The following is a 26,927-nucleotide window of genomic DNA, read 5'->3' on the forward strand; positions in this document are numbered from 1 at the left end:
TAGCTAAATTGAGGAACATGGATGTAGGCATTTAAGAAGCTCACTTTGGGGGGATCGCTATGAATCGTAAACTGAGAAGGGTTGGAATCGTTAGCTTGACGGCATTAAGTGTATTGGGGGTTAGCGCCTGCGCCGGGTCTAATTCAAAACCACCAGCTGCTGCCGGGATTGCAGATAACAAGGCGAACGAAGCTCCACAAGGAGATAAAGTGACTCTGCGCGTTATGGACTGGGCGGACAGCGAAAAGCCATATCGGGAGAAGTTTATTAAAGATTTTGAGGCCAAATACCCGAATATCAAAATCGAGTACACTTTATTAACTGTCGATCAATTCCAGAATACCATTACGACGGCGATTAAATCGGGAGATGCACCGGATTTATTTCCGCTGCCGGGTAATATGTCACTTAGTATGGCCGTCAAGGGAGGCTGGTATCAGGCTCTAGATCCATACATTGACGATGAGTTCAAAAATCGCTTCGTCGACGGAATTTTCCTCGAAGGCTTGACCATGCTGGATGGGGAAATTTACTCCATACCAGCTCTTGCAAGCGTTCCCAGCACGCTAGTTTATTACAACAAGCAGCTGTTCAGAGAAGCGGGGCTCGACCCGGAGAATCCTCCAAAAACGTACAGTGAATTCCGTTCGGCAGCTAAGAAGATTACGGAAGCTGGTAAAGGTAAAGCTTACGGTATTATTGAAGGAGGCAAGCAAATCGGCCGTTGGAAGCTTGCGGCTATGGATTGGTCTGCGCTTGGCGGAAGCGGCTTGAACCAGCAGTCTCCGATCAGCTTGGTGACCAATAATGCGAATTATGATGCCAAATCGATGCTGGACGTATTTCAGCTGTTCAAAGGCATGAAGGAGGATGGAAGCTACCATCCCAAGACGATGAGTATTTCCGCACCGGAAGCACGTGCTTTGTTCGGCGAAGGGCAAGCCGGATTTATGCTCCAGGGAGAATGGTGTATCGGTGTGTGGAAGCGGGAAAATCCTAATCTGGACTTCGGTGTTATGGCACCTCCTGTTCCAGATGACGGGCAAAAGGGCTTTTTACCACAATCGAATTTTAGTCCATGGATCGGGATATCCAAAACATCGAAGCACCCAAAGGAAGCTGCTTTATATTTAAAGGAATATTTCAGCAAGGATTACCAAGCGACTTTGGTTAAGGCAGGAGACCGATTTTCCATTCTGAAAGGCATTAATGAAAGCTCCTCGGATATTCCGCAGTTTAAGCAATACTATGACATTGTTCAAAAGAGCGCGCGTTTAGTTCCAAGCCCACAGCTGAGAAATCCTGAGCTTGCTGCGGTTTATGCGAATTATAAGGATGTTCAACCGGGCATCGGCGACATTTTACAAGGGATAGTATCCGGTGCAGTCAAGGATCCTTCGGCTCCTCTAAAGCAAATGTCGGACCTCATCAATAAATCACTGGATGCGGCCATTGCCAAAGCCAAATCAGAAGGCGCGAAGGTGGACAAGAACGATTTTGTGTTCCCCAATTGGACCCCGGACAAAAACTATAAAGCAGAAGATTATAAGGCATTAAAATGATGAAGAAATGGAAATTGGAAGCTTGGTGCTGGCTATTTTTATTTCCTACGTTAGCTTTGTTTATCATGTTCCAAGGGTGGCCGATTATAGCCAGCTGGTACTATGCCACTCTCGATTGGTCTGGCATGACGGATGATTCTTCTTTTGTAGGAATACGCAATTTTGTTGATGTAGCGAAGGATCCCTATTTCTGGAATGCTTATAAAAATAGCTTTAAGTTTATGGTTGGTGTTGTTCCACTTCATTTAATCGTTCCATTAATCTTTGCCGTTATATTAAATCGGCCTCGGCTAAAAGGAGCTACGATATATCGGACGCTGATGTTTCTTCCGGTCGTTACGACGACTTCGATAGTCGGTATTATTATGGTGTTCATCTGGGGCAGTGATGGAGCGGTAAATGATGCTTTACTACGGCTGGGTTTACTGGATGCACCTATCAACTGGCTGGGCGATGCCGAATGGTCGATGTTTACGATTATCATCATCTCTGTATGGAAAAACTTCGGGATCAATATGGTGTACTGGTTAGCAGGTCTTCAAGGCATCTCCAAGGATTTGTATGAAGCTGCCGAAGTGGATGGCGCCAGGGGCGTTAAGCTGTTTGTGTATATTACGGTTCCACTGCTGTTACCAATAGGAGCTGTCATTTTGCTGTTGAATGTCGTCAATTCTTTGAAGGTGTTTGATTTGATTAAAACGATGACAAACGGAGGACCGTTCTTCGCAACGGATGTGGTCTCCACGTATATTTACCGTTATGCGTTCTCCAGTGAAATGGGACTTCCTCAACTTGGATACGCATCAGCCGCTGGCCTGTTCTTTGCGGTGACGATCAGTTTACTAGCCGTAATCCAGGCTGTAGTGAATAAGCGAATTAAAGGTAGTGGTACAAGATGAGAATGTGGAGAAAATCATTGTTTCATGTCGTCATGGCGGTATTCAGCTTCATTTGGATTTATCCGTTCCTTTGGATGGTATCCGCATCCTTCAAGACACAGAGTGAATTTTTTTCAAATGGCCTTAGTTTGCTCCCCGAAAGCCTGCAAATGGACAATTTCATACGTGCTTGGAAGGAAGCGAATTTCGAGCATTATTTTGTGAACAGCGTCATTCTCTCCATCAGCACGATCCTGATTGTGCTTGCGGCAACAGCAACTTGTGGTTATGTGCTTGGACGATATTCATTCAGAGGCAAGAAGATAATTATGGGGCTATTAATTGCAAGTATGTTCGTTCCGATGGAATTTGCGATCATTCCTATCTACGATTTGATTAAAGGTCTGGGGCTTATGAACAGCCTGTTCGGAGTTATTCTGGCTGAAGCGGGCGGGGCGCATATAATTTTTATACTGCTGTTCGCCACCTTTTTCCGTCAAATTCCTAAGGAGCTGGAGGAGGCTTCGATAGTAGACGGCTGCGGCTTTCTTAAAACGTTTGTGACTATTATGGTTCCGCTGTCCAAACCGATTGTCGGGAGTGTGACGATCATGCAATTTATATGGTCTTGGAACTCCTTTATGGTTCCGCTTATTTTAACGTTGAGTAAGCCGGAGCTGCGACCGCTTGCTGTTGGTTTATACGCCCTGAGAGGTGAGAATGTCGTAGACTGGACAGGGATTGCCGCAGGAGGAACGATCGCACTTCTTCCGATTATTATTGTGTTTTTGTTCCTGCAGCGCTATTTCGTTGATGGAATTGCAGGGGCGGTCAAAGGCTGATTTTCATTCTTGTAATTATCTACTAAAGGATGGTAAGTGACAATGAGAATACTTTATCTGGATCTGGACTCCTTACGTCCTGATCACTTGGGCTGCTATGGCTATCACCGCAATACATCTCCTCATATTGACCGTATTGCTGAAGAAAGTGTTCGGTTTACGAATTATTACTGCTCGGATGCCCCGTGTATGCCTTCGAGAACGGCATTAATGTCAGGGAAGTTCGGTATACACAATGGAGTTGTCGGGCATGGGGGTACGGCTGGTGATATGCGTCATGAGGGGGTAACACGAGGGTTCAGTGATCGCCTGCGGACGGAAAGCCTTCCCGGCATGCTTCGTAAAATCGGATACAAGACGGCATCGATCAGCTCATTCGCTGAAAGACATGCGGTTTGGACTTTTAACGCGGGCTTCAATGAAATATTTAACAATGGTCAAAGAGGTCATGAAACAGCTGAAGAAGTGCTGCCTATTGCGATCAAGTGGCTTGAAGAACATGCTCAGCAAGACAACTGGTTTCTGCATCTGAACTTCTGGGATCCCCATACCCCCTACCGTACGCCGAGTGAATTGGGGAATCCGTTCGAGAAGGATCCAATGCCAGAATGGATCACGGAGGAAGTATTCCAGCGTCACCTTCAGAAGCAAGGACAACACAGTATTGAAGACATGAACAAGCTCGCCAAGTCTCATTATTTCAGACACTCAAGGCATAGCCAACCAATTGAAAAGCTTGATGAGCTAAGAACGATTATAGACAACTATGATACGGCGATTCGTTATATGGATGACCATATCGGGCAGGTCATTCAAAAGCTGGATCAGCTGGGTATCTGGGAGGATACGGCGATATTGGTCAGCGCAGATCACGGTGAAAACATGGGAGAACTCGGCATTTACTCGGAGCATGGCACAGCCGATCAGGGAACTTGCCGCATTCCGATGATTTTTCGCTGGCCGGATGGCGGTTTACATGGAACTGTCAATGACGGGCTGCACTACCAGCTGGATCTGGCCCCTACCTTGGCAGGTCTGTTGAATGCTCCTGCATCGGATTCATGGGATGGGGTTAGTTATGAAGATAGTATTACAAAGGGGCAGTGCACAGGTAGAGAATACCTGGTTGTGTCCCAATGCGCGCACGTATGTCAGCGAAGCGTGCGGTTCGGTGAATGGCTCTACATGAGGACTTACCATGACGGCTACCACGGCTTCCCCAAAGAAATGCTATTTCATGTGAAAGATGACCCTTATGAACAGTATAATTTGGCAGAACAACGACGCGATATTTGTCAGGAAGCTGTGTATATACTCAATGAATGGCATGATGAAATGATGTCAACCATGCCTTATGACAACGATCCGTTATGGACGGTGATGAAGGAAGGCGGACCGTTCCACGCCAAAGAGTACAAGATGTTGAATCCATAAGCTGAAGCGGTCGAAAAGGCTGTGCATTTGGTCAATCTGTTGGCAAAATGCCGGCCAGCTCTCCATCATCGCTATTGCAGCATCATAATGGATGAAATAGGGAGGTTGGTTGTTTTGCTGAAAACAAAAGTTAGTTCAAAGAGTTCTGCTATCGTACTTCTTGCTGCGCTGATAGGGTGCAGTAACGGAGAGATGAAGAACAGCCAGCCAATGGACTCTATCAATGTAAGTAAGGAACCGATAAAGATCAGCGTTTATGATTATCAGGCTGGCTTTAACGATCGGGAGCTTCAAACCTACATCATCAATCCTATTCAAGCCAAGTTCCCGAATATTTCTTTTGAATTGTTGAAAGCCAAGTCGCCGGAAGAGCTGGTTGCCTCAGGCGTAGTGCCTGATCTGGTGTTTACGAGCAATGTGTATGTGAAATACATGCTTGACCTGAAGCTGGGAGAAGACCTGCAAAAGCTGGTCAAAAACAAAAATATAAACCTGGACCGGTTCGAGCCTGAGGCGGTTAATGTGCTGAAAAGATTCGGCCCCAAAGGGGAGATCTACGCCTTACCGATCTCTATGAACTATGGCGTCATGCTGTATAACAAAGATATTTTTGATAAATTCGCAGTACCTTATCCGAAAGATGAGATGACTTGGAGTCAGACGATTGAGCTGTCCAAGAAATTGACCCGGACGGAGGAAGGGATCCGCTACATAGGCGTTGCTACAGGGGCTGCTCAAGGGTTGGTGCTTCAAAGAGCGATGTCCGTCGTAGATGAGAAGCAGGAGAACCCAGTCATTGCCTCCGAAGACGGATTCAAGAAAATATTTACTATGCTGCGTCAATTGTTCGATATGAATGGTTATGTTGGTCCGAATAAAGAGTTTAATTATGGTAGCAATGAATTTTTCAAGACGCAAACCTTGGGGATGCATCCCACATGGATTGCAGGGGTGACAGATAGTTTAGTGCAGATGGAAAAGGAAGGCAAGGCCTTTAACTGGGATCTTGTTTCATATCCTTCTGCAGATGATCGCCCTAATTTTGGAAAGCAGATTGATTTTCATTTAATGATGGTTCCCGAGGCTTCCCATAATAAAGAAGCAGCCTACGAAATCATGCAGACGCTGATGACGGATGAGGCACAATCTGCCATGAACAAAGCAGGACGGATGACGGTGCTGAAGGATCAACAATTAAAAAAGCAATATGCGGTTGATCTGAAGGTGTATGAAGGTAAAAATTTGGAGGGAGCATTTAAGGCCAAGCCCGGACCGACTGCCGTAAGCACCGATTATGATGTGAAAATATTTTCAATCCTGCAGGAATCGGTTAAAGATATGGCTGTAAGTAATATGGATGTCAATACGGCGCTTAGAACTGCTGATGAGAAAGCAAGCAAGTATATACAGGAGATGAAGCTGCAGCGCAAATAAACCAGCATTAATGAAACAGTCCGTTCGGCTATATCCCATATTCTAAGAGGTACCGGTACGCTGTATCCTCTGACAGCTGGTAGGCAAGGGGAACAGAAGAAGCAGCTCCTATGTGGGAAGCCGCTTCTTCTGTATTGCCGGAGAGAGAGGCTAAGCGTATTTCTGAAGAAAATCCCCATGGATAGTGGGGAAACGAAGCGTCACCACAGTTCCTACTCCTAGTTGACTATCAATATCAATTCCATAGTTTTCACCGAAATAAAGGCGAATCTGATCATTTACATTTTTTAAGCCAATATGCTACTCGGATAAGGAATCCGTATGCTGCTTCAGTCGATCCTGCAATTGAACCAGATCTTGTTCGTTCATGCCTGCGCCATTATCACGAACCTTGATTAGAAGCTCATGCTCTATAATGACGGTGCTGACTTCAAGGAGTCCTGACTCAACCTGAGTTTCTAAACCATGGATGATTGCATTTTCGATGATAGGCTGGAGGCAAAAGTGAATGACATGCATCGTTTCGCTTCCAGGCGTCAAATTTTCCACATATTGAATTTTGTCCCCGAACCTCATCTGCTGTACTTTAACATAAAGCAATTTACCTAGCAATCCGACCATTTCACCGGTATCCCGGTCCCCATTTAGTATAGCTTTCATTTGGATCGTCTCAAGCGCATTTGCTAGAAAATGAGGGTTGATTTGGCTCTTGAGCGCGCCCAGCTGGGCCACCTTCTGATTGGCTTTTGCCATGGACGCTTTTTCGATATACTCTTGCAGAGAAACGCGTCATCTTTTGTCATTTCCTTTTCATCGATATATTGAATCACTTTCCAGCCGGAGTAAGGAGACGTGACAAAGTGAATGTAGGAGGGCTGATTGTTATATACCGTGTAAAAGCTGCCGCTTTCCGTATTCAATACTTTTTGCAGGGATGGGTTATCCATGCTGAAGAGCGCGCCGAGATTGCTTAAATTATCGTCGGAAGTATAGATAGTACCTCCGGAAGGATCAGTGATGACGAAAAGAGGTAGGGGAGCCGATATTTTCCCGAATTCGGGATGAAACCTCTAGGCGTGCTATGGCCTCCTTTTCCGATGGCGTTGCTATACAGCCTGCCTATCGGGGCAATCTGAGTGGAATGATCGGCGCTGCTTTACATGTATGGGAATATAGTTAATACTTTGAGAGAATCCAAACTAAAGAAGAAAGTGATACAACAAGCAGCGGATGCCTATAAGGTTTCGGCTGCTTTTATTCTTACCAATAAATACCCAATAGTATGATATAGTGGAGTAAAAAAGGGGGGAACCGATTTGAATATACTGTGGGACTTTGATGGAACTTTACTTGATACCTATCCGGCCTACTCTGATATATTGCATGAAGTTCTGGAAGAGAAGGTGTCTAGAGAGGAGATCTTCGCTCACTTAAAAATATCTTTCACCCATACGGTCAGGCACTATGGTCTTGAAGAGCATCAAGTGAAGCAAATCATCGTTAATGAGCAGAAGCTGCACCCAAGTAAGACTGGGCCATTTCCTTTCGTGGAAAATATACTGAAGCTTGCTGATGTTAATGTGATTATGACCCATAAACCGCGTAAAGAAGTAATCCCACTATTGGAGTATTACGGATGGATGCCTTATTTTAAAGAAATAGTGGCTGGTGGCGACGGATATCCCAGCAAGCCCAATCCTGAGTCATATATTTATTTACATGAAAAATATAAACTGGATCTGGCCATTGGTGACCGAGAGATAGATATTATTCCTGCGAAAATCATCGGCATCAGAACCTGTTTGTTTCAAAATGATACGCCAGGTGCAGATATTTACGTGTCCAACTATGAAGATTTATTTAATCATTTATCAGTGGGAGGAAGAACATGAATATTATATTATTAGGGCTGCCTGGAGCAAAGGAACGCAAGCGAAGATCATAGTAGACAGTCAAAACATACCACATATTTCAACGGGTGACCTGTTCAGGCAAGCCGATCAAGATCAAACTAAGTTGGGCATATTGGCAAAAAAGTACATGATCAAGGGTGAGCTTGTTCCTGATGAAGTCACAATCGGAATAGCTCTTAGCAGGCTGGGAAAATCTGATTGCGAGAAAGGCTTCCTACTGGACGGTTTTCCTAGAAATTTGGAGCAAGCCATTGCATTGAGAGAGTATTTGAACAGGAAGTCTTCAAACATAGATCACGTTATTTATGTGAATGTCGATGAAGTGGTGCTGCTCCAACGATTAACAGGGAGAAGGGTATGTAGCGATTGTGGGAAAACCTATCATATAGTGAATAATCCTCCTGTAAAAGTTGGAGTGTGCGATAACTGCTTCTCTTCATTAGTCCAAAGGGAAGATGATAAGGAGATGACTGTGAAAGAAAGATTAAGAGTGAATAAAGAGTTGACTATGCTCTTATGTGATTTTTACCAAGCCGAGAATACCTTAAGAGTTGTTGATGGAATGCTACCGATATATGATGTTACCGAGGAGATATTGAAAATATTCGGAAATCGTTAAATACTAGACAATACTGAGCACTGATCCTGAGGTCAGCGTTATTCATATAAGTAAATTCAATTCATATCAAAAAGGTTCAAGTGAAATGTTCCAGGGTTACTACTTGACATCATATTTTCCATAAACTACAATCTGTAGTGTGATACTTTATAACACATTGTTGTTATAAGTAATCTTACATTTATGGAGGTTGGCTTGATGAAACTACATTTTGCAGCGATGACAGCTATCATTTCTACCGCACTTGTTTTATCAGCGTGCAGCACCAAACCCGGCAATGAAGGCCAGCAGCCTGCAGCTGTTCCAAGCTCTAATACCGGGACGCCAGCACAAGGCTCTACAGCCCAGGCGACACCAACACCAACACCAACACCAACCTCAACCCCAAGTCAGACACAAGGCACTCCAGCTGGAAGCGACAGCAAAACAACGCCTGCTGCAACTACGATTAACGCGGAAGCGATCGTGAAGCAAACTTGCATTTCCTGTCATGGCGATACGTTGGATGGCAAGGGCAGCGAAAAGAAAAATCTACAAAAAATCGGTGCAAAAATGAACAAGGAACAAATCGTGAATCAGATCACGAATGGCGGGGGCGGAATGCCTGGCTTTAAGGGCAAGCTGAAGGAAGAAGAAATCGCGGCTGTAGCGGCGTGGCTCGAAGCTAAAAAATAAAACAAGCAAGGCGGCTCACTTCAATAAGAAGATGAGCCGCCTTTTTTTCATTTTAACCAGCCATATTGTTTTTCGCGTCCTGTGGGCTATAAACCGAAATATGATCCACTTTTCCGCTGGAAGAAGGAATGATGAATTTTAGTTGATATTGATCGTTTGCCGTATAAACGTATATGGTTTCGGTCTTATTCTCGATGGTATCGTTAGGTTGACCGAGCGCAGATTTGATCTGAGAAAAGCTCAAGGTTTGAAGCTTTGTATCATATGAGCGCACATCGAATATAAGACTACCTTTATTAAAACCGAACGCTGCTTTATGCTTGTCGTAGGTTGAGTATATACCATTTCCAGCTGACTCTGTCTTGTCGGCCTTTCCCCAATCCTTCTCTACTTGATCGATCAGACTTGTGTGTGCCGCGTACTCGTTGCCGGGTACTTTTCCTTTTTTGGCTTGCTCCATAATCTGAAGCACGAATTTTTTCGTATCATCGCTCTGCGTTGTATCACTCGGTGAGTTTGATGGTGCAGGCGACGTTCCTTTAGTATCAGAACCAGTTGCAGGTGATGGACTAGGAGCTTTCGTTGGAATTGGAGTTGGTGCCGGGGACTGAACTGCCGGCTCTTTCTGGGGCGCAGACGGCCTCTCGGTAGAACTGCAGGCTGTTAGAGCAGCCGCCAATACGGCAGCGGATAAACTCAAGACGATTATATTTTTATTGGATCTAGGCATAGCTTTTCTCCTGTTCTATATCTTTATCTCTCTGTATTACACAGTAATAGACGATGCGAATCACGAACAAGTTGCAAAAAGCTTCATCTACCTGCTGCCATGCGGAGTCTAAAGGTCAGGTTCATTGCCCATAATAATAATAATAATAACGATGACTAAACAGACACAGTCAGGGGGATTGTATTTGCTATCTGTACATTGGAGATTAGCAGAGCTTTGGACACTGCAAAAAAAGAGGGGGCTTACAGAGGATGAAGAATCCGAAGTAAATGCTTGCCTTCATTATAATGCAATATATGCGAGAAAACTGGCAGGACTATATAATCTGTCCCTAGCAGCATCCATGGTTAAAGATACGGCATGGCAGCACGAGATATGTCAGGCGATAGAAAAGCTGGAGCATCAGGGCGGTGCATCGCCGGAGATGAAATTTTAGGTCGTGTAAAAGGAGATATCCTATAGATGGAGAATATTACCAGGCAGTTATAAGTTTGTATGGAGGGGAAACCGAGATGAAGAGATCGCTAATACAAGCTGCTATGTTCTCTATTTTGTTCACGGTAGCTTACTATGCAGTTCAAATCGGGTTAGGTATGTACCACACAATTAAGTATGTGCCAGCCATAGTTGAATCCTACTCATCGTCAACTGTGCTGCAGAGCAGCGTTTCATTCGGAGCAGCCCCCAGCTCTTGGAGCGGTTCAGCTGAAGTTGGATTGTTGTTGGTGAGCGGCATCGTTTTATTTCTTCTATGTAAAGTGATTTATAAAGGATTAAGTCAATCGATGAAAAAGGGTGGAAGTTCGTAAATGAACTTTCACCCTTTTTATGTATGAAATCTTATTCAAGCTCGCTTCGCAATTTCTTCCGTGACGACAAAAGCCAGCTCCTCATTGCCATACAACGACAAAACATTAAGAACGGTTTCATCCGGCAACTCCCCTGCTTCATCCTTGGACACGGTTAGCTCTATCGCTTGCTGCAGAGAAGGATTGGCGGCCTGATCCGGATAGGCGCGGAGGTAGAGGGCGGCAGGATCCAGATCATGGTTAACGCACCACTGGGCGAAAACGAGAATCATCATTTGCTCATCTTCTTGATAATTCCGAATGATTTGCTCTTCTAATTCTTTGCGGCTCATTGAAAAATCTCCTTATAGTCGGTAATATAGGTTTCATTATAGCGAAAGTTTAGGTGGAATCACAATGATTATGAATGAAAAAATTAAAGCATCTGAAGTTCAATTAACAGGAATAAACGGCGAAGACCTCGGTGTCGTTCCCACATCCGAAGCGCTGGCTATGGCCAAAAAGCTCAAAGTGGATCTGGTTTGCACATCCCTTATGAGCAGCCCTCCGCCTTGCAAGCTAGTAGGAGCAGGAGCCGCGAAGCAGGAAGCGCAGCAGGCTAAGAAGAAAGAAGGAAGAGTCCCTAAGCTGAAGGAAATCCGTCTTACTCCTCACATTGAAGATCACGACTATGATACGAAGAAGCAGCAGGCGGAAAAAATGCTAAAATCCGGTGACGCTGTTCTATTCACGGTCCGTATTCAAAGTAAAGAAGGTCCTCAAGCAAAGGAACTGCTGGAAGCATTGATCAAGGATCTGAAGCCATTTGGCAGCAAAAAGACGGGGATTCAGCTTAGCGGTAAACAGGCGGTTATTCAGATAGATCCCCTCTAACTCTAACAGACTGGTAAATCATAAAGTACAAGGGCAGCGTCATACAGATGAGGAGAGGCAGTACGAAGATTTCCAGATCTAAAGGAGTGAAGCGATGTGCTGCAAAAATTACGAGCTGTTGGAACGGAGATGAAATATGCGATAATATCCGGTTTATCCGTATTTCTTGTTCTTATTTTACATCTCATTCATTGGCTTTCCGCTCCCATTATGATGGGAGCTATGGAAATGCAAGGACATCAGCATGATATGGGCGGTGGACTAACACTCCAAACGATTCTGTTTACATTGGCGCTGCTAATCATTAATGGTGCGGGAATGTATTTTGCCGTACGTCAATTGCTATTGGCTTGGAAACAAAGAAAGGGAGGCTTGCATACGTATGTATGCTGTTCAATCTCCTTGGTCGTGTTAGTCGTAGGAGTGTACAGCATTGTATTCTGATGCTGGAGCATACCTATAAATGGGGTAGAACACATATTCTGATTGATTCATCTCTCAAATCATAATAAGATAGCAACAGGAGATGATCAGATGAATAAGGGTTCGTTAAATTTTCAGACAGTAAAACGCAAACAGATCGTCGATGATGTTGTGGAACAGTTGCAGCGGAAAATATCTCTCGGGGAGCTATCCGCCGGCATGCAAATTCCAACGGAACCAGAATTGATGGAACAATTTGGTGTAGGGAGATCCACAATTCGCGAAGCGGTCAGGGTTCTCGTATCTGCAGGACTGTTGGACAAAAGGCAGGGACATGGCACCTTTGTATGCAACCAAAAGCCTATTCAAGAGCCATTGGACTACAGACTTCGTAGAGCCGAAATATTGGAGGTTTACGAGGTACGCCGCATGATGGAATTAGAGGCTGCCCGTTTAGCCGCTTTACGCCGCGATGAAGATGATTTACGTCTCATGAGGGAATTGCTGGACCGTCGTCAAGCTGCAATAGAGTCAGGCAATCAAAAAGATTACTTAGATGCGGATATTGCCTACCATATTGCCGTTGCTGCGGCAACCAAAAATGCCGTTCTCGCGGATCTATACCGTACATTTTCAGAGGTTATACGGTATTCCTTGGAAAATCTTATTGCTCATCCCGAGTATAATCAATATTTCACAGAGCAGCATGAAAAAATATACGAGGCCATTAGAGACAAAGATGTCCAGGCAGCGGAGCTTTATAGTATGCAGCATTTGGATGGAACGAAGATCGAGCTGCAAGAACACATAAAAAGTTAAATTTTTTTATTATTAAACATCAGATGATAGGATGAATAATTATTTTGTAGCTATAAACATCAGATGATGTGTTGTATTGACAAAAAGTATAATCGGATCGGAGTGAGTGAATTTATGAATCAACAAGCCGTATTGCGTCAGCCTTCAACGACGATTTTTTCTGTATTATTTGCCATTAGCTTCGTGCATTTTTTGAATGATGCGATTCAATCTGTCATTCCGGCCATGTTCCCTATATTGCGGGATTCACTGAATCTAAGCTTCGCACAGATCGGATGGATCGGCTTCACATTGAATATGACAGCCTCTGTTATTCAGCCCGCAATAGGGCTATATACGGATTCGCGGCCGAAGCCTTACTTGCTGCCTATTGGGATGCTATTCTCGTTGTCTGGGGTCATCGGGCTGGCTTATGCACCGTCGTTTGCTCTGCTGCTGGTCTTTGTTGTGCTTATAGGCATTGGCTCGGCCGTTCTGCACCCTGAATCTTCCCGTGTGGCTCATCTTGCAGGTGGCAACCGCAAAGGACTTGCACAATCGATTTTTCAAGTTGGAGGGAATACGGGGCAAGCGCTGGCTCCTGTAATGGCAGCTCTTATTTTTATCCCGCTAGGCCAAAGAAGTATTCTATGGTTTACCTTGGCTGCTGGAGCGGCCATAATCGTCCAATTGTATGTATCTCGTTGGTACGGCAGTCATCTACAGAGCACTCAAAGGAATAAGTCGACTGCTGCCCGTGTGGAGCGCAGTGTGACATTATCACGCGGAACCGTGGCGATAGCTCTAACGGTGTTAATTTCCTTATTGTTCTCCAAATTCGTCTATATGGCTAGCATGACAGGCTATTATGCATTTTTCTTAATGGATCGCTTCCATATGACCGTTCAAAATGCCCAATATTATTTGTTCGCGCTTCTTATAGCGGGAATGCTTGGGACACTCATTGGCGGACCCCTGGCGGATCGTTTTGGAAGACGCAATACAATATGGTTCTCCATACTGGGAACGGCACCGTTCTCTATCCTTCTGCCTTTTGCGAATCCGGTGTGGTCCATGGTATTGTGTGTATGCATCGGACTTATTCTGCTGTCTGGCTTCTCGGTTATCGTCGTATATGCCCAGGAGCTGCTGCCAGGGAAAGTAGGCACGATTGCGGGTCTTTTCTTTGGCTTGGCATTTGGATTAGGCGGAATTGGCTCCGCGCTATTAGGGTATTTGGCTGACTCTGCAGGACTCGATATTGTTATTAAAATCAGCGCGTTCTTGCCATTGTTAGGCCTTTTGGCGATTGTATTGCCATCGGATGCCAAGCTTGCTGGAGTGGAACCGAATCAACAATAGCTGATCAAGATCGATTCGTTCGAATGAAATCGGGGTAAGAAGGGTTACGATGAACGATCTGAATTTGCGCATTTGTTCATCTGCATCGTCTCCAATGCATAGTAATCCCATTTTTTACACAAAATATGAACACCTATCAGCTAAAGGAGGTTCAATAAATATGAGTAAAAATGAGGAATCTCACCAAAAAATCAATACCATGCCCGCTGGTATTAATGCTCCACTATATCAACCAGACATTGCCGCAACGGATATGATTAGTGATACGGTGGAAGAGATGATGGACGAAATTGAGGAAGAATTTGTAGACCATAAGAAGGAAGAATAGTGGATTTATTGGAGCATGTATAAAATAGCTCAAATCGGTAAATACATGGATAATGTGTACAACACCTTCTGCTTAAGCCGCAGTGACATGGAAACATTTATGTCTGCTGCGGTTTTTACGTTTTGTAGGTATTCTATTGAATAGAAGTAGTTTATAATGAAGAGCGATAGAATGAAACTAAGAAAGAAGCTAACTCTATGATACGAAATAAAAACATTGTAATTCTTGCGGTATTCTATGCTTTTATTTATATGAGCACAGGATCGTTTTCCTCTTACATCGGCGTCTATTTTACCGAAAAAGGCATTGGGCATACGGAGATTGGGGTTCTTACCTCTATCGGTGCGGTAGTTGGATTGTTTGCGCAGCCTTTATGGGGATTGGCAGGAGACAGATCGAAAACGAAGAACAGAATATTAATTCTGTGTACCTTGCTGTCCGGGTTAACCGTATGGCTGGTTCCTTGGGCGGGTACGATGTTCTTCCCATTATTGTTCGCGATGGCGCTCTTCAGCCTATTCCAAATTGCCATCAATCCACTAAGTGACGCGATCACGTTGGAGCTATCATCCAAAGGGGTTGTTCGGTTTTCCACGATTCGCACGTTCGGCTCGGTAGGCTACGCCGTCATCTCAATAGCTGCTGGCTGGCTATTCGCCCGCCACATCGACACGATCTTTATGGTAACTTCGTTTATCATGCTGGCTTGTTTCGTCTTATCATTGGGGATTCCACAGGTCGCCGGTCACCAAAGCGGCAAAAATAAAGTAAAGCTTTCCGAGATCTTTAAAAGCAAACCGTTGATGGTTTTGTACGGCTATACGCTAATCTTGTCCACTACAATGGGGTTTCTATGGGCCTTTCAGGCGATTTACAGCAAGGAGCAGGGAATTAGCATGGAGGTCATCGGTATCGGGCTTGCGATCGGCTCGTTTACGCAATTTCCGTTTATGATATTTTTTCAAAAGGTGTATGACCGGTTTGGAATTCGAAACATTTTGCTGTTCTCTGGTCTAATTCATATTTTACGTTGGTGCTTGTATTCCTTTGCATTGACACCTTTCACTTATTTGCTTAGTTGGGTTTTGCACGGAGGTACATACATTATGTTCTATATGTGCCTCGCTGAGTATGTGAACAGGCATGTAGTCAAAGAATTGAAGGCAACCGGGCAAATGCTGAATTCAGTTATCCAGTTAAGCGTGGGTAAAATTATCGGTGGTATGCTAGGTGGTTTATACGCAGCGAAATTCGGTTTTCATAATTCCTTTGTGTTATTAGCGGTCATTGCTACAGCTTCAACCGTTCTCTTTTATGCAGTATCACGGTATTATACTTTATTTACTAACCCTAAAGCCAAAATTGCACAAAGCACGGGTTCCACCAACATTGCCGAATAACAACTAAAAACAAAAACAGCTCATTCTGATCAGAGTGAGCTGTTTTTGTTTTTAGTTGTCCTGCGCACCCATGCAATGCAGAGTAGAGCTAACGGATATAAGAACAGAAGAGTGAAGGAGTAGAAGGGGGCTGAGGTGTAGAAAAAATGTATTAATTCCTGAAGGCTCGGAGTAACCCAAACACTAAATATTCCACAGAGCAGTCCCATCGGAAATACAAGAAAACGGTAATTTGATAAACCCAACCATTGTGCAGAACCGATAACTAGGGAGTAGTACCATAAGGAAATTTGAACAAATCCGCCCAATATCCACGTAACCATAACGATGGCATCCAGATGCTCCAGGAAGCTTCCGAAGCTGATGTAGGATGCAGCGTAATAAACAGGGAAGCTAAGAAAACCAGTAATTCCACCGAAAACGAACAAGCTTGCAAAATTAGTAGCCACCATGACCAGCGTCATAAAAAATACAGCTAGCATTCCGGCTTTAAAACCTTTGGCGTTGTCACTTACCGCAGGAAATAGAAATGTAATGAAGAAAAATTCGATAAACCAGGTATGTGGCACGATGGAGCCTTTTATTGATGGAAAAAGTCCTCCCTCCAGCATAGGCAGCATTTTACGTGCATCCATATCTGGAATAAGCATAGAGAAGATGCAGACAAAAACTAGTGCGATGAACGGCAAAAAGATTTGCGTACAACGGGCCAAAACTTCGATTCCTGAACGTACGGCAAAGGCACATACAACGATCAAGCTTAACGTTATCGTAATGAGGGGCGTTCGTGTAAGAAAGGCGCTGGCTACAAATTCGCCGTATTCTCTTAGTATCATTCCTGTTCCATGCAGCAGAAAAAATAATATAAATAAACCGGACATTTTACCGATATATCGTCCGACAATGCTCACAGCATACTGGATTATGGATTCATTAGGATATAGTTTGTATAAAGCCCATGTGATACCAACGATAACAAACCCGCTCAAAGACCCCCATATAGGTGACAGCCACATATCCTGCGCAGCTTGTCTTGCCGTTATTGCAGGAACGATAAGGGTCGAAGTTGCCCCAATCATTAAGTACATGAGCATTACCAATTGCCTTGCGGAAATCTTCCCTTTATCGATCATTCGGTTTGATCTCCTTTGCTAGATATAACCATTCTCTCGTCCTTCTTTCTAAGTGTTGACGGAATGGAACGGTGGTAAACCTTGGTACAAGACTGAGTCCAGAGGCATATCGTTTATGATGATTATAGGCAGGTTTGGAAATGAAAAAAATGCACTAAAAAGCCTGATGCATTAACTGCACCAGGCTTTGTGCTATTATTTGCCGGGGTCGTCACCGATCAATCTTAGCAGAGCTTCAGGTAGCTGAAACTGCTGGTTGCTAATGCTGATACGTTTGAGCTCTTCTCCCCATTCCTCGGATTGAGCTTCCTTTACTTCGGCAATTTCATTGTGAAGACGTTCCATCTTTTGATCGAGTGCTGCCGCGGAGTCGGAGGCTTCTTTCAGTTCATGAAGAAGCTTAGGCGGTACCGTCCGATTATATTTGTAGTATATTTTGTGCTCAAGGCTTGCCCAGAAGTCCATTGCGATTGTCCGTATCTGCACTTCGACGCATACATTTTCCTGCCTGTCAGACATATAAATAGGAATTTCGATCAGCATATGAAGACTGCGGTAACCGTTAGGTTTTGGATGCTGTATGTAGTCCTCAATTTCGATAATTTTTAAATCGCTCTGACTTTGCAGCATTTCGCTGATGCGATAAATATCGGCAATAAAGGAGCAGGTAATGCGTATACCAGCAATATCGGTTATATGAGTTTTAATACTCGGCAGCGAGATATCGTGACCTTTCTTATACAGCTTTTTTAAAATACTTTCAGGAGATTTTAACCTGGATTTGGTATGCTCAATCGGATTGTAGTCGTGAAATAGCTGGAATTCTTCCGTCAAAATATCTATTTTGGTCTCAAACGCATCCAAAGCAAATTTATAGGCCATCAAAAACCGTGTAATATCGTTTTTAAATTTGCGGAATTGTTCTACTGGAAGTGTGTTCACTGTAATTCCCCTTTCCCTTGCCTTGCTTTATAAAATAGGTTCATGATGAAAGCATATACGAAATATACGGTACAAAGCAAATGCTGCTCATTTGGTGTTGAAATGATCGGTCAATTTACGAATAAAGGCTTGGGCTGCTTGGCCCAAAAACCGATCCTTACGGTATATTAAAGCAAGATTGCGAGTAGGAGCCTCGTCTTTAAAACGGATACAACGCAGTGTAGGCTCCTTCATGGACTGAATAAGCTGAAGTGGTTGGATGGTCGCGCCGATATTGGCTTTTACAATATTGATTAGTGAGAGGATGGAGGCTGTCTCCATAATTGTATGAAGTTGAAACCCGCGGCTTCGGCAGCATCTTTCAACAAGCTCCCGTCCGACTAGACCTGATGGATACATGACCGTTTCAATATGACGCAGTTCATCGAGATTAATAAAATCGCGGGTTGCTAACGGGTGATGCTCTGAAACGACAAGAACATATTCTTCTTGGCATAACGGAATCCGAACCAATCGGTCATCAGCTAATGGCATGATACAAATACCGAGATCGACCTCGTTCGTTAGCACCTGTTCTTCAATTTCAACCGAAGAGAAGATGCTTAAATGGATGTTGGGATATTCGTGATAGTAGTCAACCAACAATCTGGAAATCCTGTAGTCCAGATCAGATGGCAAGGTTCCAACGGTTAGCGATCCTCTTTGGACATGATGGAGCTCATGTATCGAATCTTTTACGTTCTGCAGACTGCGAATGATTTGTTTACTTTGATCCAATAATATAAGCCCCGCCTCGGTGATGGCGATTTTTTTCCCTATGCGGTCAAATAGAGGTGTGTTTAATTCATCCTCTAACGCGCGAACCTGCTGGCTTAAGGTTGGCTGTGAAATTCCTATTTTCTCAGCGGCTCTGGTAAAGTGCATTTCCTCGCAAACCGCTATGAAGTATTCAAGCTGTCGAAGCTCCATTAGGTGGCACCTTCTTCAATCATTGGTTTTACCAATAATAATAATAGAAATAATTATATTGATCAATTATCCTATTGCTCTTACACTTACTACAGCAGAAGTGGAGTAACTAAAACACAGACAGCAAGCAGGAGTAGGAGTGGATAAAGAAATGAAATACCGATTCGGATATTTACTATGTGCGCTTTTCTTGGCTTCGATTAATTTACGACCGGCTATTTCCTCAATTTCTCCGTTGTTGGAGACAGTACGTAACGAACTGGGTATGAGCGGTTCAACAGCAAGCTTGTTAACCTCTATTCCCGTATTATGCATGGGGGTATTTTCTCCCTTTGCCGTTAAATTAAGTACGCGCTGGGGGCTTGAGAGAGTATTAACATACTCGCTTATCGTAATCGGATTCGGGACGGTCCTGAGGTTATACGCCAATTCTTCCGTATTACTACTAATTACGGCATTCCTGAGCGGACTCGGCATCGCCATTTGTGGACCACTGTTATCTGGCTTTATCAAAAAATATTTTGCCAGCCGCGCCGCTTCGATAGTCGGGATGTACTCTATGGCCTTGGTGCTTGGAGCGGCGTTGAGCGCCGGACTATCCGTTCCTTTTCAATCGATGATGCATGGATCATGGCGCGCTTCTCTTGCGGTGTGGGCGTTGTTCGCCTTAATTGCACTGCCGATCTGGTGGCAGCTAGCCAGTAGGGAAAGAGCGCAAAAGAGTGGAGGTAAGACTACTGTTTCGAGTGAATCACAGCTTCCCTTGCGTAATAAAAGAGCGTGGCTGTTAACAGTATTTTTCGGGCTGATGGCCGTAATGTTTTATTCCATGACGGCATGGCTGGCACCGGCGATAGTCAGTATGGGGTATGATAAAGGTTTTGCCGGAGGAATGCTTACATTATTTACGGTTATACAAATTCCCGTCAGTTTTTTCCTGCCGATGCTGATTGCACGCTTTCCCAAAAGAATGTATTGGCTGCTTGGATGTGCGATGTTGGAACTTATCGGAATGATCCTGTTTATGGTCCATGCAAGTCCTTGGTTTATAGTGATCTTTCTAGGACTTGGAGCGGGAGGCCTGTTTCCGATGGCTCTTATGCTTCCTATTGAAGAAACCGACAGCGCGGAAGCAGCGAGCGCTTGGTCGGCGATGAATCAATCCGGCGGTTATATTGTTGGCTCTCTTGGGCCGCTGTTCGTAGGATGGGTACATGACGCATGGGGAGGATTCGAGCTAGCATTTGGAGGATTGGCTGTTTTAATTGTGATTATGCTGGTGCTTCAACTGAACATTGGCAATAAAAAACCGAGAGTGGCCGTCCAACCTTCGGAGCAAATCAAAGTAGGAGCAAACAAAGTAGTATCTTAAGTGAAGACGTACACAGCGGATCGTCAGGAAGGTTCAACCAGACTGATGTGAAATTGTGTTACGTCTTTTTTTCATCTCAATGACTAGATGCAAGCCAATTTTAGACATCTTCATAAATAATGGACAATAATCTATAAAAATGTAAATTGGATCAATTTAACAGTTGCTGTATGATCAAATGGATTCTTAAAAGAAGCTGGGAGGCGGAAATATGGACATATCACGTGTTCGAGTAACTGCATTTGCGGTATTACTCACTGCAGTTGGTTTGGTACTTACAGGCAACCAAACGTCGGTATCGGCGGAGGAAGAACTATCCTCAGGTCCACTGAGAATAATGACATCAAATCTGAGAACAGCCAACGCAGCAGATGATCAGCCATGGGACAAACGGCGTCCCGTCATGAAGCAGCTCATAGAAGAGAAACAACCGGATATCATCGGAACGCAGGAGGGAGTTGACAGACAGATTAAAGATTTGGAGGCTGATTTGCCTGGCTACGGGTGGATTGGAGTTGGCAGGGAAGGGGGCAACCTGGGTGAGTATATGGCTATCTTCTATAATAAACAGCGTTTGAAGCCTCTGGAACAGGATCATTTCTGGTTATCCGACAGTCCCAAATTGATTAGTTCGGCGGGGTGGGGAAATCGGATTCCGCGGATGGTGACTTGGGTGAGGTTCCAGGATCTTCTGAACCACAAAACCTTTTATATGGTCAATACGCATCTGGACCATGAGTCGGAGGCCGCCCGTCAAAAAAGCGCACAGTTGATTGTAGATACGATGAAATCATTTGACCCTGAAGTGCCGATCGTACTTACAGGAGATTTCAATACAACGCCTAACGGGCCAGTGTACCAAACTTTTATCGATGCAGGACTAATGAAGGATGCCTTTCTGAATGCTCATAATAAAGTCAATGATGAGATAGGCACTTTCCATAATTATAAGGATCCTACAGGCGGCGGGAGCACGAAACGAATTGACTGGATCTTAACCCGCGGCAAAGTCAATGTAATACGAGGAGAGACGGTTACTTATAAACAGGACGGCCAGTATCCTAGCGATCATTACCCTGTAATGGTGGAATTGGTCCTTCAGAACGCGAGTAAATTGACTGAGGAAACGGTGGTCAAGCAACCGGGAAAACCAGCATTAATCATCACTGAGGTTGTCCCTAACTCGACCAAGGGAAACTACAACTATGTCGAAGTGCTCAATAACAGTGACCATAATATCGATTTGGATGGTTATAAGCTCTATTATTTTTATGATCCGGCTCTTCCTTTTGATAAAGCAAAATCCAACAAATGGGTTATTACAAAGGATACATACAGCACTAGTACTGTAGTAAAGCCAGGGGAAACGAAAGTCATTTGGATTAAAAAGCAGCCCTGCTGCTATAGCCTCGGAATAGACAGCTTCAGGCAAAATTTTGGATTGACAGGGGATGACTTAAAAGAGGAGCAGCTAATAGCTGTGTTTACGCCTGGAGAGAACCAAGGTCTTAACGGTACTGCTACAACAGGTCGATCCTTAGCGATCATGTCTCCGGATGGTGCGCAGCAAGCAGGAATTCAGTATAATCAAGGGATTTTGGATGTTCAATCCAATGAATCCATCACCTATATAGCCCCTAGCCCGTTCATCAGTATTATGCAAAAACAGGGAAATCATCAGCTAGCCACTCCAGGCAAGCTTGTTCAAGGATAACTTTCGGGGCAGTAGACAATAAATAAGTAATTCTAGGGCCCAAATCTTATCTCAAAGATTACTGGGCCCTTATTTTGGTAGAATGAAAAACAGTTATCTTTGGGATAACTGTTTTTTTATGGATTGGAAGGGCTTTAATATCCTTTTATCGAACTTACTATATAGAGCTTGGCGGAAGGCTAAATGACAATCAGCTGATGGTGGGTGAAATGATGGTAAAAGGGCGATTTTTCCGGAATAGTCTTATCTTAATTCTAGTCATCTCAAGTATCCCGGGTATCATCGTCGGGGGCATTATTTATGGAATGACCGGAGATTGGTTGGAAAATGCGCTGCTGCAGCTGCACAAGAACCAGATATTGCAGAGGGCGGCCAATATTGACGATCAATTCTCCTATATGGAAACCTCTCTTGCCCATTGGGCTTTCGACCCCAAATTCAACAGCAATTTATATGAAACGAATTTTTATCGGGACTTTGAAATTGCCCGCGATATTACGAAGACGTTGAACATTATGCTAGGCTCTACACCTATCGCCAAACAGGTAGAGTTATTTTTGAATGGGACGCAGACGATTCGGTTTTATCCGGAATATGATGTGATAACGAATGAACAAACGATTGCAGCCTACAATCAATTTTTAGCTCAAGACAATCTCGTGTTTTGGACAACACTTGCTCCTGATCCGAATTTCCCCGATAAGAAAGACCTGACTTTAGTACACAAAATACCGGGTGTGGACATGCATCCTTTCGGAGCACTGTTTGTCCGTATCAACGAGGAGAAGGCCACCAATTTATTAAAGACACTAACCCCTTACAATGTGGGGGAAACATTCGTCATGCAGGGCGGCGGAGGCAATGTGCTGTTGTCGAGCTCCAAGGAACCCAAATCGATTGCCTTTGACGAGGCCTTAAAAAGCGAGGTACTCCACAGAGGGGGCAAATCAGGATCCTTTCTATATGAGAGCAATAAAAGTATGTATACCGTATCGTACGGAACATTCCAGCGGGTTGGTACGGAATGGTCCTACGTCTCGGCTTCCCCTATCAGTGTTATTACGAAGCCCGTTGATTTTATTTCCAAGCTCATCTTATCGGTAAGCTTCGCTGCACTTTTACTCGCAATTGTCCTGTCATGGTTTGCATCACGCAGAATTTATTCTCCTATTGATCGTTTAGTAACAATTTTAACAGGAAGCAGACCGTTAACCGGAAGCATTGGAGAGCATCACGATGAGTTTAAGCTCATTGAAAAAGAGTGGTTGCACCTGTGGAGAGAAAGCACAACGCTGCAAAATAAACTCGAACAGCAGCTTTCTCATGTAAAGGAAGGCTTTTTATTACAGCTGGTACAAGGCTTTCTCTATGCGTATTCGGAAGAAGATTTGCGTGAACGGATGCGTAACTACGGTTGGGTGGTCGATGACCGACAATTTGTCGTGATGCATATCCATTTGACCGGGTTTGCGAATCTGGAGGGAAGGTTTGCACAAGGAGATGAGGGATTAATTACCTTTGCGGCTGCCAATATCATTGAGGAGCTGTCAAAGAACCGTTTGGAGCAGGTGGATGTCATCAATTTTCACGATTTATCAATGGGATTGCTTATCATGCTGCCTTCCAAACCGTCCTTTGAGACGGAACTGCATGAGCTGAGTGACGAACTTATTCAAGCGATTAATCGCGTTTTGAAGCTGCAAGTATCGATTAGCATTGGGAAGCCGTCGGCGACCATTGTTCAAATCCCTTCGTTCTATGAAGAAGCAAAGCAAGCATTAAGCTACCGTAACTTCGAGAACGAGAATCAGATTATAAATCTGGACTCCTTGAAGGTGGAGGAAGAAACGACGGAGCTTTACTATCCGTTCGTGCTGGAAAGGGAAGTTATTCAAATGATTCGGACCGGTCAAAAGCAGGAAGCGATGTCCCTAATTACTTCATTTTTAGAGGCGTTATTGGGGAGAGGAGCCAAAGAAATTGATGTTCAGCAGGGGATGCTGCAGCTCCTTGGTAGCATTCTGCATGCGATTCGACATTTGGGTATGGATCCGAACCGAGTGTTTCGCTCCGCCAATTTATATGAGCAGCTCGCGCAAATTCGAGAGCCGCGGAAAATGTTGAACTGGTTTGACCAAAAAATCATTCATCCTTTCATTCAAGAACTGGAATCACGTTCAGATGTCCATCTGAAGAAGGTGGTTGAAACGGCTATGGTCTACTTGCAAAATCATTATATGAAAGAAATTTCGTTAGATAGCTGCGCAGACCATACCGGTGTGAATGCAGTTGCGCTCAGCAAATCGTTCAAACAGGTTACTGGCACTAATTTCATCGATTATTTGACGGAGCTTCGGATGGAGAAGGCCAAGGAACTGCTCCGCGAGACTGAGCAAAAAATTAACGATGTGGCAGTGAAGGTAGGCTACCAGCACAGTTATTTCAATCGAATTTTCAAAAAGCATGTCGGAGTCACTCCAAGCCATTATCGGGAAATGAGCAGGGAAATTCATACTTAAACGATTGCGCAAGCTGATGTCTGTATAACAGGCGTCAGCTTGTTTTAGTTTTACAAAAAAGTACAAGCCGTATCAGTCAAATGCCTATTACATCAGGCTTTTCAAGAAAGTATTAATCGGTAAGAAAAAGTGCAAATTCCATAAAAAGCGCTTCCAAAAAAGTGTTGTTGCTGGAAAACATACCGCCATATAAGGTGAAATTAGCCAAGAGGCTACTACAAACTGAAGATGATTACGAGGAGTGAGAAGATGGTCAAAACTTCGCAAGCCGAGCAGCTCCCGGCAACGGTTCCGTCGGCAAGAGCGCGCAAAAGAGGCTCATTAATGAGTAGAATCCTTCATGATAAATACTTGTTGATGCTTTTATTACCCGGACTGGCTTACTTCATTATTTTTAAGTACGTTCCCATGTGGGGAGTACTGCTGGCTTTTAAAAATTATCAGCCGTTCGTTGGCTTTTTCAAAAGCGAATGGATAGGGATGGATAATTTCAGACAGTTTTTTAACGATCCGATCTTTTTCCGCTTAATGAAGAATACGCTTTTGCTTGGTTTGTATGACATGGTATTTTTCTTCCCCGCACCGATTATTCTTGCATTACTGCTTAATGAAGTCCGCAAATCCTTTTACAAACGGTTTATTCAAACATTGATTTATATTCCGCATTTTATTTCCATGGTTATCGTCGCCAGTATAACTTACCTCATGCTGACCACAGAAGGCGGTGTCATTAATGAGCTTCTGTTCAAGTTTATTGGTTTGAAGATCGAATTTTTGACGAGCGAGGATTGGTTCCGTCCACTCATTATTACACAAAGTCTGTGGAAAGAGATGGGATGGGGGACGATCATTTTCCTTGCCGCTCTGGCTGGGGTCGATCAGGAGCAATACGAAGCTGCTATCGTAGACGGTGCAAGCCGATTCCGTCAGCTGTGGCACATCACCTTACCGGCCATTCGTGGTACCATCATTGTTCTGCTCATCTTGCGTATGGGTAACTTCCTGGACCGCGGATTCGAACAGGTATTGTTGATGAGCAATGCGCTTAATCGTAATGTGGCGGAAGTGTTCGATACGTACGTGTATACGATCGGTATCACACAAGGGGCATTTAGTTATAGTACAGCGGTGGGATTGTTTAAATCGGTTATTGGCATCGTTCTTGTGCTGGGGTCCAACTATTTAGCCAAACGTGCCGGACATTCCGGGATATTCTAATCTTCTCTCACTAATAAGCAAAGGAGGCATCAGCCTTGAGACATACGACCTTAAGCGGAAAAATATTCGATGCTGCCAACTATGTTTTTCTAGCTATCGTAGCGTTATCGATGATCCTACCGATCATGTATATAGTCGCAGGATCATTCGCTACTGAGATTGAACTGAGCAATAGAGCCTTCTTCATTATTCCGAAGACAGTGACTCTGAATGCCTACGAATATGTGTTCAAGGACAACGCTTTGCCGCGAAGTCTACTTGTCTCAGTATTTGTGACTGTTGCAGGTACAATAGTGAATCTGTTTTTCACCTTTACGATGGCTTATGCATTGTCGCGTCGCAATATGGTAGGTCGGAACATTGTTATGAACATGGTTGTGTTCTCCATGTTGTTCAGCGGTGGAATCATTCCTACCTTCTTGGTTGTTAAAAGTTTGGGACTATTGAATTCATACCTGGCCGTCATGATTCCTACAGCTATCAGCGCTTTTAACTTGATTGTTATCAAGTCGTTCTTTCAGGAAATTCCAAATGAATTGATGGAATCCGCCCGAATAGACGGATGCACGGATCTGGGTGTGTTGTGGCGTATCGTTCTACCTTTGTCCAAGCCGGTTATTGCTACGTTCGCGCTTTTCTATGCAGTGGGCCATTGGAATGATTTCTTCAACGCCCTACTGTATTTAAATGATACGAAGAAGTGGCCTATGCAGGTGCTGCTGCGCCAAATTATTCTATTGGCTACCGGTTCAATGGATATGTCAACGATGGATCCACAATACGTCAAGCCGCCTGACCAATCGATCAAAATGGCGGTTATCGTAGTAGGCACATTACCTATTTTGCTGGTTTATCCATTCTTGCAAAAGCATTTCGCCAAGGGAGTTATGTTAGGAGCTGTTAAGGGCTAAGACGCTGATAACCCGGTACCGATATCGGCGCTGGCGATTCGCTTGATGCTGAAATAAGGTGCAGGACTA

26 protein-coding genes and 1 pseudogene are annotated in these 26,927 nt (G+C 44.1%); 21 read left to right on the top strand and 6 right to left on the bottom strand.

The window, feature by feature from the left end; all coding sequences use genetic code 11:
• The first annotated feature begins 59 nt into the window (after window positions 1–59).
• The 5 genes from BP97_RS0131455 (at window position 60) to BP97_RS0131475 (ending at window position 6,150) form a co-directional block, all read left to right on the top strand.
• Window positions 60–1,562, top strand: a complete 1,503-nt coding sequence (locus BP97_RS0131455) for an ABC transporter substrate-binding protein (protein ID WP_028552635.1) — start codon at window positions 60–62, stop codon at window positions 1,560–1,562.
• Entirely contained in the window at window positions 1,559–2,461 is a 903-nt protein-coding gene (locus BP97_RS0131460; RefSeq protein WP_036746899.1) for a carbohydrate ABC transporter permease, read from the top strand. The genes BP97_RS0131455 and BP97_RS0131460 overlap by 4 nt, the downstream gene beginning before the upstream one ends.
• Window positions 2,458–3,282, top strand: coding sequence for a carbohydrate ABC transporter permease (locus BP97_RS0131465; protein ID WP_028552637.1), 825 nt, complete (start codon window positions 2,458–2,460; stop codon window positions 3,280–3,282). The genes BP97_RS0131460 and BP97_RS0131465 overlap by 4 nt, the downstream gene beginning before the upstream one ends.
• 42 nt (window positions 3,283–3,324) lie before the next feature.
• Window positions 3,325–4,716, top strand: coding sequence for a sulfatase family protein (locus tag BP97_RS0131470; RefSeq protein WP_028552638.1), 1,392 nt, complete (start codon window positions 3,325–3,327; stop codon window positions 4,714–4,716).
• 114 nt (window positions 4,717–4,830) lie between these two features.
• The gene (locus tag BP97_RS0131475; RefSeq protein WP_028552639.1) at window positions 4,831–6,150 is read left to right on the top strand and encodes an ABC transporter substrate-binding protein; all 1,320 of its coding nucleotides are present in this window, start codon (window positions 4,831–4,833) and stop codon (window positions 6,148–6,150) included.
• Between the two features lie 300 nt (window positions 6,151–6,450).
• Here BP97_RS0131475 and BP97_RS0131480 read toward each other — a convergent pair whose 3' ends face one another.
• Window positions 6,451–6,903, bottom strand: a complete 453-nt coding sequence (locus BP97_RS0131480) for a sensor histidine kinase (protein WP_028552640.1) — start codon at window positions 6,901–6,903, stop codon at window positions 6,451–6,453.
• Between the two features lie 563 nt (window positions 6,904–7,466).
• On the opposite strand from BP97_RS0131480, the gene BP97_RS0131490 reads away from it, so the two are divergent.
• From BP97_RS0131490 to BP97_RS39275, 3 genes and pseudogenes are all read left to right on the top strand, one after another.
• On the top strand, window positions 7,467–8,042 hold the full coding sequence (locus BP97_RS0131490) for an HAD-IA family hydrolase (protein WP_028552641.1): 576 nt from the start codon (window positions 7,467–7,469) through the stop codon (window positions 8,040–8,042).
• Window positions 8,039–8,682 (top strand): annotated as a pseudogene (locus tag BP97_RS38140) (adenylate kinase). The gene BP97_RS0131490 and the pseudogene BP97_RS38140 overlap by 4 nt, the downstream one beginning before the upstream one ends.
• Before the next feature lie 198 nt (window positions 8,683–8,880).
• Window positions 8,881–9,357: a c-type cytochrome gene (locus tag BP97_RS39275; RefSeq protein ID WP_051621088.1), complete on the top strand. Its 477-nt coding sequence runs from the start codon at window positions 8,881–8,883 to the stop codon at window positions 9,355–9,357.
• A gap of 52 nt (window positions 9,358–9,409) precedes the next feature.
• Here the strand turns inward: BP97_RS39275 and BP97_RS0131505 are convergent, their stop codons facing one another.
• A complete protein-coding gene (locus BP97_RS0131505; RefSeq protein ID WP_028552642.1) occupies window positions 9,410–10,087 on the bottom strand; it encodes a DUF4309 domain-containing protein in 678 nt (225 codons plus the stop codon).
• Window positions 10,088–10,271: 184 nt separating this feature from the next.
• On the opposite strand from BP97_RS0131505, the gene BP97_RS0131510 reads away from it, so the two are divergent.
• Window positions 10,272–10,523: a DUF7667 family protein gene (locus tag BP97_RS0131510; RefSeq protein WP_028552643.1), complete on the top strand. Its 252-nt coding sequence runs from the start codon at window positions 10,272–10,274 to the stop codon at window positions 10,521–10,523.
• A gap of 76 nt (window positions 10,524–10,599) precedes the next feature.
• On the top strand, window positions 10,600–10,896 hold the full coding sequence (locus tag BP97_RS0131515) for a hypothetical protein (RefSeq protein WP_028552644.1): 297 nt from the start codon (window positions 10,600–10,602) through the stop codon (window positions 10,894–10,896).
• Window positions 10,897–10,931: 35 nt separating this feature from the next.
• Here BP97_RS0131515 and BP97_RS0131520 read toward each other — a convergent pair whose 3' ends face one another.
• Window positions 10,932–11,228, bottom strand: coding sequence for a hypothetical protein (locus BP97_RS0131520; RefSeq protein ID WP_028552645.1), 297 nt, complete (start codon window positions 11,226–11,228; stop codon window positions 10,932–10,934).
• Between the two features lie 64 nt (window positions 11,229–11,292).
• Here BP97_RS0131520 and infC point away from each other — a divergent pair, with 64 nt between their 5' ends.
• From infC to BP97_RS0131550, 6 genes are all read left to right on the top strand, one after another.
• A complete protein-coding gene (gene infC / locus BP97_RS0131525; RefSeq protein WP_028552646.1) occupies window positions 11,293–11,769 on the top strand; it encodes a translation initiation factor IF-3 in 477 nt (158 codons plus the stop codon).
• Between the two features lie 96 nt (window positions 11,770–11,865).
• Window positions 11,866–12,213: a hypothetical protein gene (locus BP97_RS0131530; RefSeq protein WP_028552647.1), complete on the top strand. Its 348-nt coding sequence runs from the start codon at window positions 11,866–11,868 to the stop codon at window positions 12,211–12,213.
• 90 nt (window positions 12,214–12,303) lie between these two features.
• Entirely contained in the window at window positions 12,304–13,011 is a 708-nt protein-coding gene (locus BP97_RS0131535) for a FadR/GntR family transcriptional regulator (RefSeq protein WP_028552648.1), read from the top strand.
• Between the two features lie 114 nt (window positions 13,012–13,125).
• Complete coding sequence (locus tag BP97_RS0131540; protein WP_028552649.1) at window positions 13,126–14,352, top strand: MFS transporter; 1,227 nt, start codon at window positions 13,126–13,128, stop codon at window positions 14,350–14,352.
• Window positions 14,353–14,512: 160 nt separating this feature from the next.
• Window positions 14,513–14,680 carry a hypothetical protein gene (locus BP97_RS40470; protein WP_156043450.1) on the top strand — a complete coding sequence of 56 codons (168 nt, stop codon included), beginning with the start codon at window positions 14,513–14,515 and terminating at the stop codon, window positions 14,678–14,680.
• A 197-nt stretch (window positions 14,681–14,877) separates the two neighbouring features.
• Window positions 14,878–16,080 (top strand): MFS transporter, encoded by a 1,203-nt coding sequence (locus BP97_RS0131550; RefSeq protein ID WP_028552650.1) that lies wholly within the window; start codon window positions 14,878–14,880, stop codon window positions 16,078–16,080.
• 29 nt (window positions 16,081–16,109) lie between these two features.
• Here the strand turns inward: BP97_RS0131550 and BP97_RS0131555 are convergent, their stop codons facing one another.
• The 3 genes from BP97_RS0131555 to BP97_RS0131565 all read right to left on the bottom strand — a co-directional run bounded on the left by BP97_RS0131555 (window position 16,110) and on the right by BP97_RS0131565 (window position 19,124).
• On the bottom strand, window positions 16,110–17,213 hold the full coding sequence (locus BP97_RS0131555) for a GerAB/ArcD/ProY family transporter (protein ID WP_028552651.1): 1,104 nt from the start codon (window positions 17,211–17,213) through the stop codon (window positions 16,110–16,112).
• A 195-nt stretch (window positions 17,214–17,408) separates the two neighbouring features.
• Entirely contained in the window at window positions 17,409–18,155 is a 747-nt protein-coding gene (locus tag BP97_RS0131560) for a GTP pyrophosphokinase (protein ID WP_028552652.1), read from the bottom strand.
• A gap of 87 nt (window positions 18,156–18,242) precedes the next feature.
• Window positions 18,243–19,124: a LysR family transcriptional regulator gene (locus tag BP97_RS0131565; RefSeq protein WP_028552653.1), complete on the bottom strand. Its 882-nt coding sequence runs from the start codon at window positions 19,122–19,124 to the stop codon at window positions 18,243–18,245.
• A 139-nt stretch (window positions 19,125–19,263) separates the two neighbouring features.
• On the opposite strand from BP97_RS0131565, the gene BP97_RS38150 reads away from it, so the two are divergent.
• From BP97_RS38150 to BP97_RS0131590, 5 genes are all read left to right on the top strand, one after another.
• Window positions 19,264–20,496, top strand: coding sequence for an MFS transporter (locus BP97_RS38150; protein ID WP_231506524.1), 1,233 nt, complete (start codon window positions 19,264–19,266; stop codon window positions 20,494–20,496).
• A 211-nt stretch (window positions 20,497–20,707) separates the two neighbouring features.
• The gene (locus BP97_RS0131575; protein ID WP_028552654.1) at window positions 20,708–22,210 is read left to right on the top strand and encodes an endonuclease/exonuclease/phosphatase family protein; all 1,503 of its coding nucleotides are present in this window, start codon (window positions 20,708–20,710) and stop codon (window positions 22,208–22,210) included.
• 209 nt (window positions 22,211–22,419) lie between these two features.
• Complete coding sequence (locus tag BP97_RS0131580) at window positions 22,420–24,729, top strand: helix-turn-helix domain-containing protein (RefSeq protein WP_036746903.1); 2,310 nt, start codon at window positions 22,420–22,422, stop codon at window positions 24,727–24,729.
• Window positions 24,730–24,978: 249 nt separating this feature from the next.
• The gene (locus BP97_RS0131585; protein WP_028552656.1) at window positions 24,979–25,947 is read left to right on the top strand and encodes an ABC transporter permease; all 969 of its coding nucleotides are present in this window, start codon (window positions 24,979–24,981) and stop codon (window positions 25,945–25,947) included.
• 35 nt (window positions 25,948–25,982) lie between these two features.
• Complete coding sequence (locus BP97_RS0131590) at window positions 25,983–26,858, top strand: carbohydrate ABC transporter permease (RefSeq protein ID WP_028552657.1); 876 nt, start codon at window positions 25,983–25,985, stop codon at window positions 26,856–26,858.
• Window positions 26,859–26,927 lie beyond the last annotated feature (69 nt).

Source organism: Paenibacillus sp. UNC451MF (genome assembly GCF_000686845.1).
GTDB lineage: Bacteria > Bacillota > Bacilli > Paenibacillales > NBRC-103111 > Paenibacillus_S.

What these genes read in the sequence shown, in the direction of transcription:
- BP97_RS0131470 (WP_028552638.1), top strand. Translation starts at nt 3,325, where the DNA reads ATGAGAATACTTTATCTGGATCTGGACTCCTTACGTCCTGATCACTTG.
- BP97_RS0131515 (WP_028552644.1), top strand. Translation starts at nt 10,600, where the DNA reads ATGAAGAGATCGCTAATACAAGCTGCTATGTTCTCTATTTTGTTCACG.
- BP97_RS0131580 (WP_036746903.1), top strand. Translation starts at nt 22,420, where the DNA reads ATGATGGTAAAAGGGCGATTTTTCCGGAATAGTCTTATCTTAATTCTA.
- BP97_RS0131465 (WP_028552637.1), top strand. Translation starts at nt 2,458, where the DNA reads ATGAGAATGTGGAGAAAATCATTGTTTCATGTCGTCATGGCGGTATTC.
- BP97_RS0131585 (WP_028552656.1), top strand. Translation starts at nt 24,979, where the DNA reads ATGGTCAAAACTTCGCAAGCCGAGCAGCTCCCGGCAACGGTTCCGTCG.
- BP97_RS39275 (WP_051621088.1), top strand. Translation starts at nt 8,881, where the DNA reads ATGAAACTACATTTTGCAGCGATGACAGCTATCATTTCTACCGCACTT.
- BP97_RS0131480 (WP_028552640.1), bottom strand. Translation starts at nt 6,903, where the DNA reads ATGGCAAAAGCCAATCAGAAGGTGGCCCAGCTGGGCGCGCTCAAGAGC.
- BP97_RS0131555 (WP_028552651.1), bottom strand. Translation starts at nt 17,213, where the DNA reads ATGATCGATAAAGGGAAGATTTCCGCAAGGCAATTGGTAATGCTCATG.
- BP97_RS0131520 (WP_028552645.1), bottom strand. Translation starts at nt 11,228, where the DNA reads ATGAGCCGCAAAGAATTAGAAGAGCAAATCATTCGGAATTATCAAGAA.
- BP97_RS0131455 (WP_028552635.1), top strand. Translation starts at nt 60, where the DNA reads ATGAATCGTAAACTGAGAAGGGTTGGAATCGTTAGCTTGACGGCATTA.
- BP97_RS0131505 (WP_028552642.1), bottom strand. Translation starts at nt 10,087, where the DNA reads ATGCCTAGATCCAATAAAAATATAATCGTCTTGAGTTTATCCGCTGCC.
- BP97_RS0131535 (WP_028552648.1), top strand. Translation starts at nt 12,304, where the DNA reads ATGAATAAGGGTTCGTTAAATTTTCAGACAGTAAAACGCAAACAGATC.
- BP97_RS40470 (WP_156043450.1), top strand. Translation starts at nt 14,513, where the DNA reads ATGAGTAAAAATGAGGAATCTCACCAAAAAATCAATACCATGCCCGCT.
- BP97_RS0131550 (WP_028552650.1), top strand. Translation starts at nt 14,878, where the DNA reads ATGATACGAAATAAAAACATTGTAATTCTTGCGGTATTCTATGCTTTT.
- infC (WP_028552646.1), top strand. Translation starts at nt 11,293, where the DNA reads ATGATTATGAATGAAAAAATTAAAGCATCTGAAGTTCAATTAACAGGA.
- BP97_RS0131565 (WP_028552653.1), bottom strand. Translation starts at nt 19,124, where the DNA reads ATGGAGCTTCGACAGCTTGAATACTTCATAGCGGTTTGCGAGGAAATG.
- BP97_RS0131540 (WP_028552649.1), top strand. Translation starts at nt 13,126, where the DNA reads ATGAATCAACAAGCCGTATTGCGTCAGCCTTCAACGACGATTTTTTCT.
- BP97_RS0131460 (WP_036746899.1), top strand. Translation starts at nt 1,559, where the DNA reads ATGATGAAGAAATGGAAATTGGAAGCTTGGTGCTGGCTATTTTTATTT.
- BP97_RS0131575 (WP_028552654.1), top strand. Translation starts at nt 20,708, where the DNA reads ATGGACATATCACGTGTTCGAGTAACTGCATTTGCGGTATTACTCACT.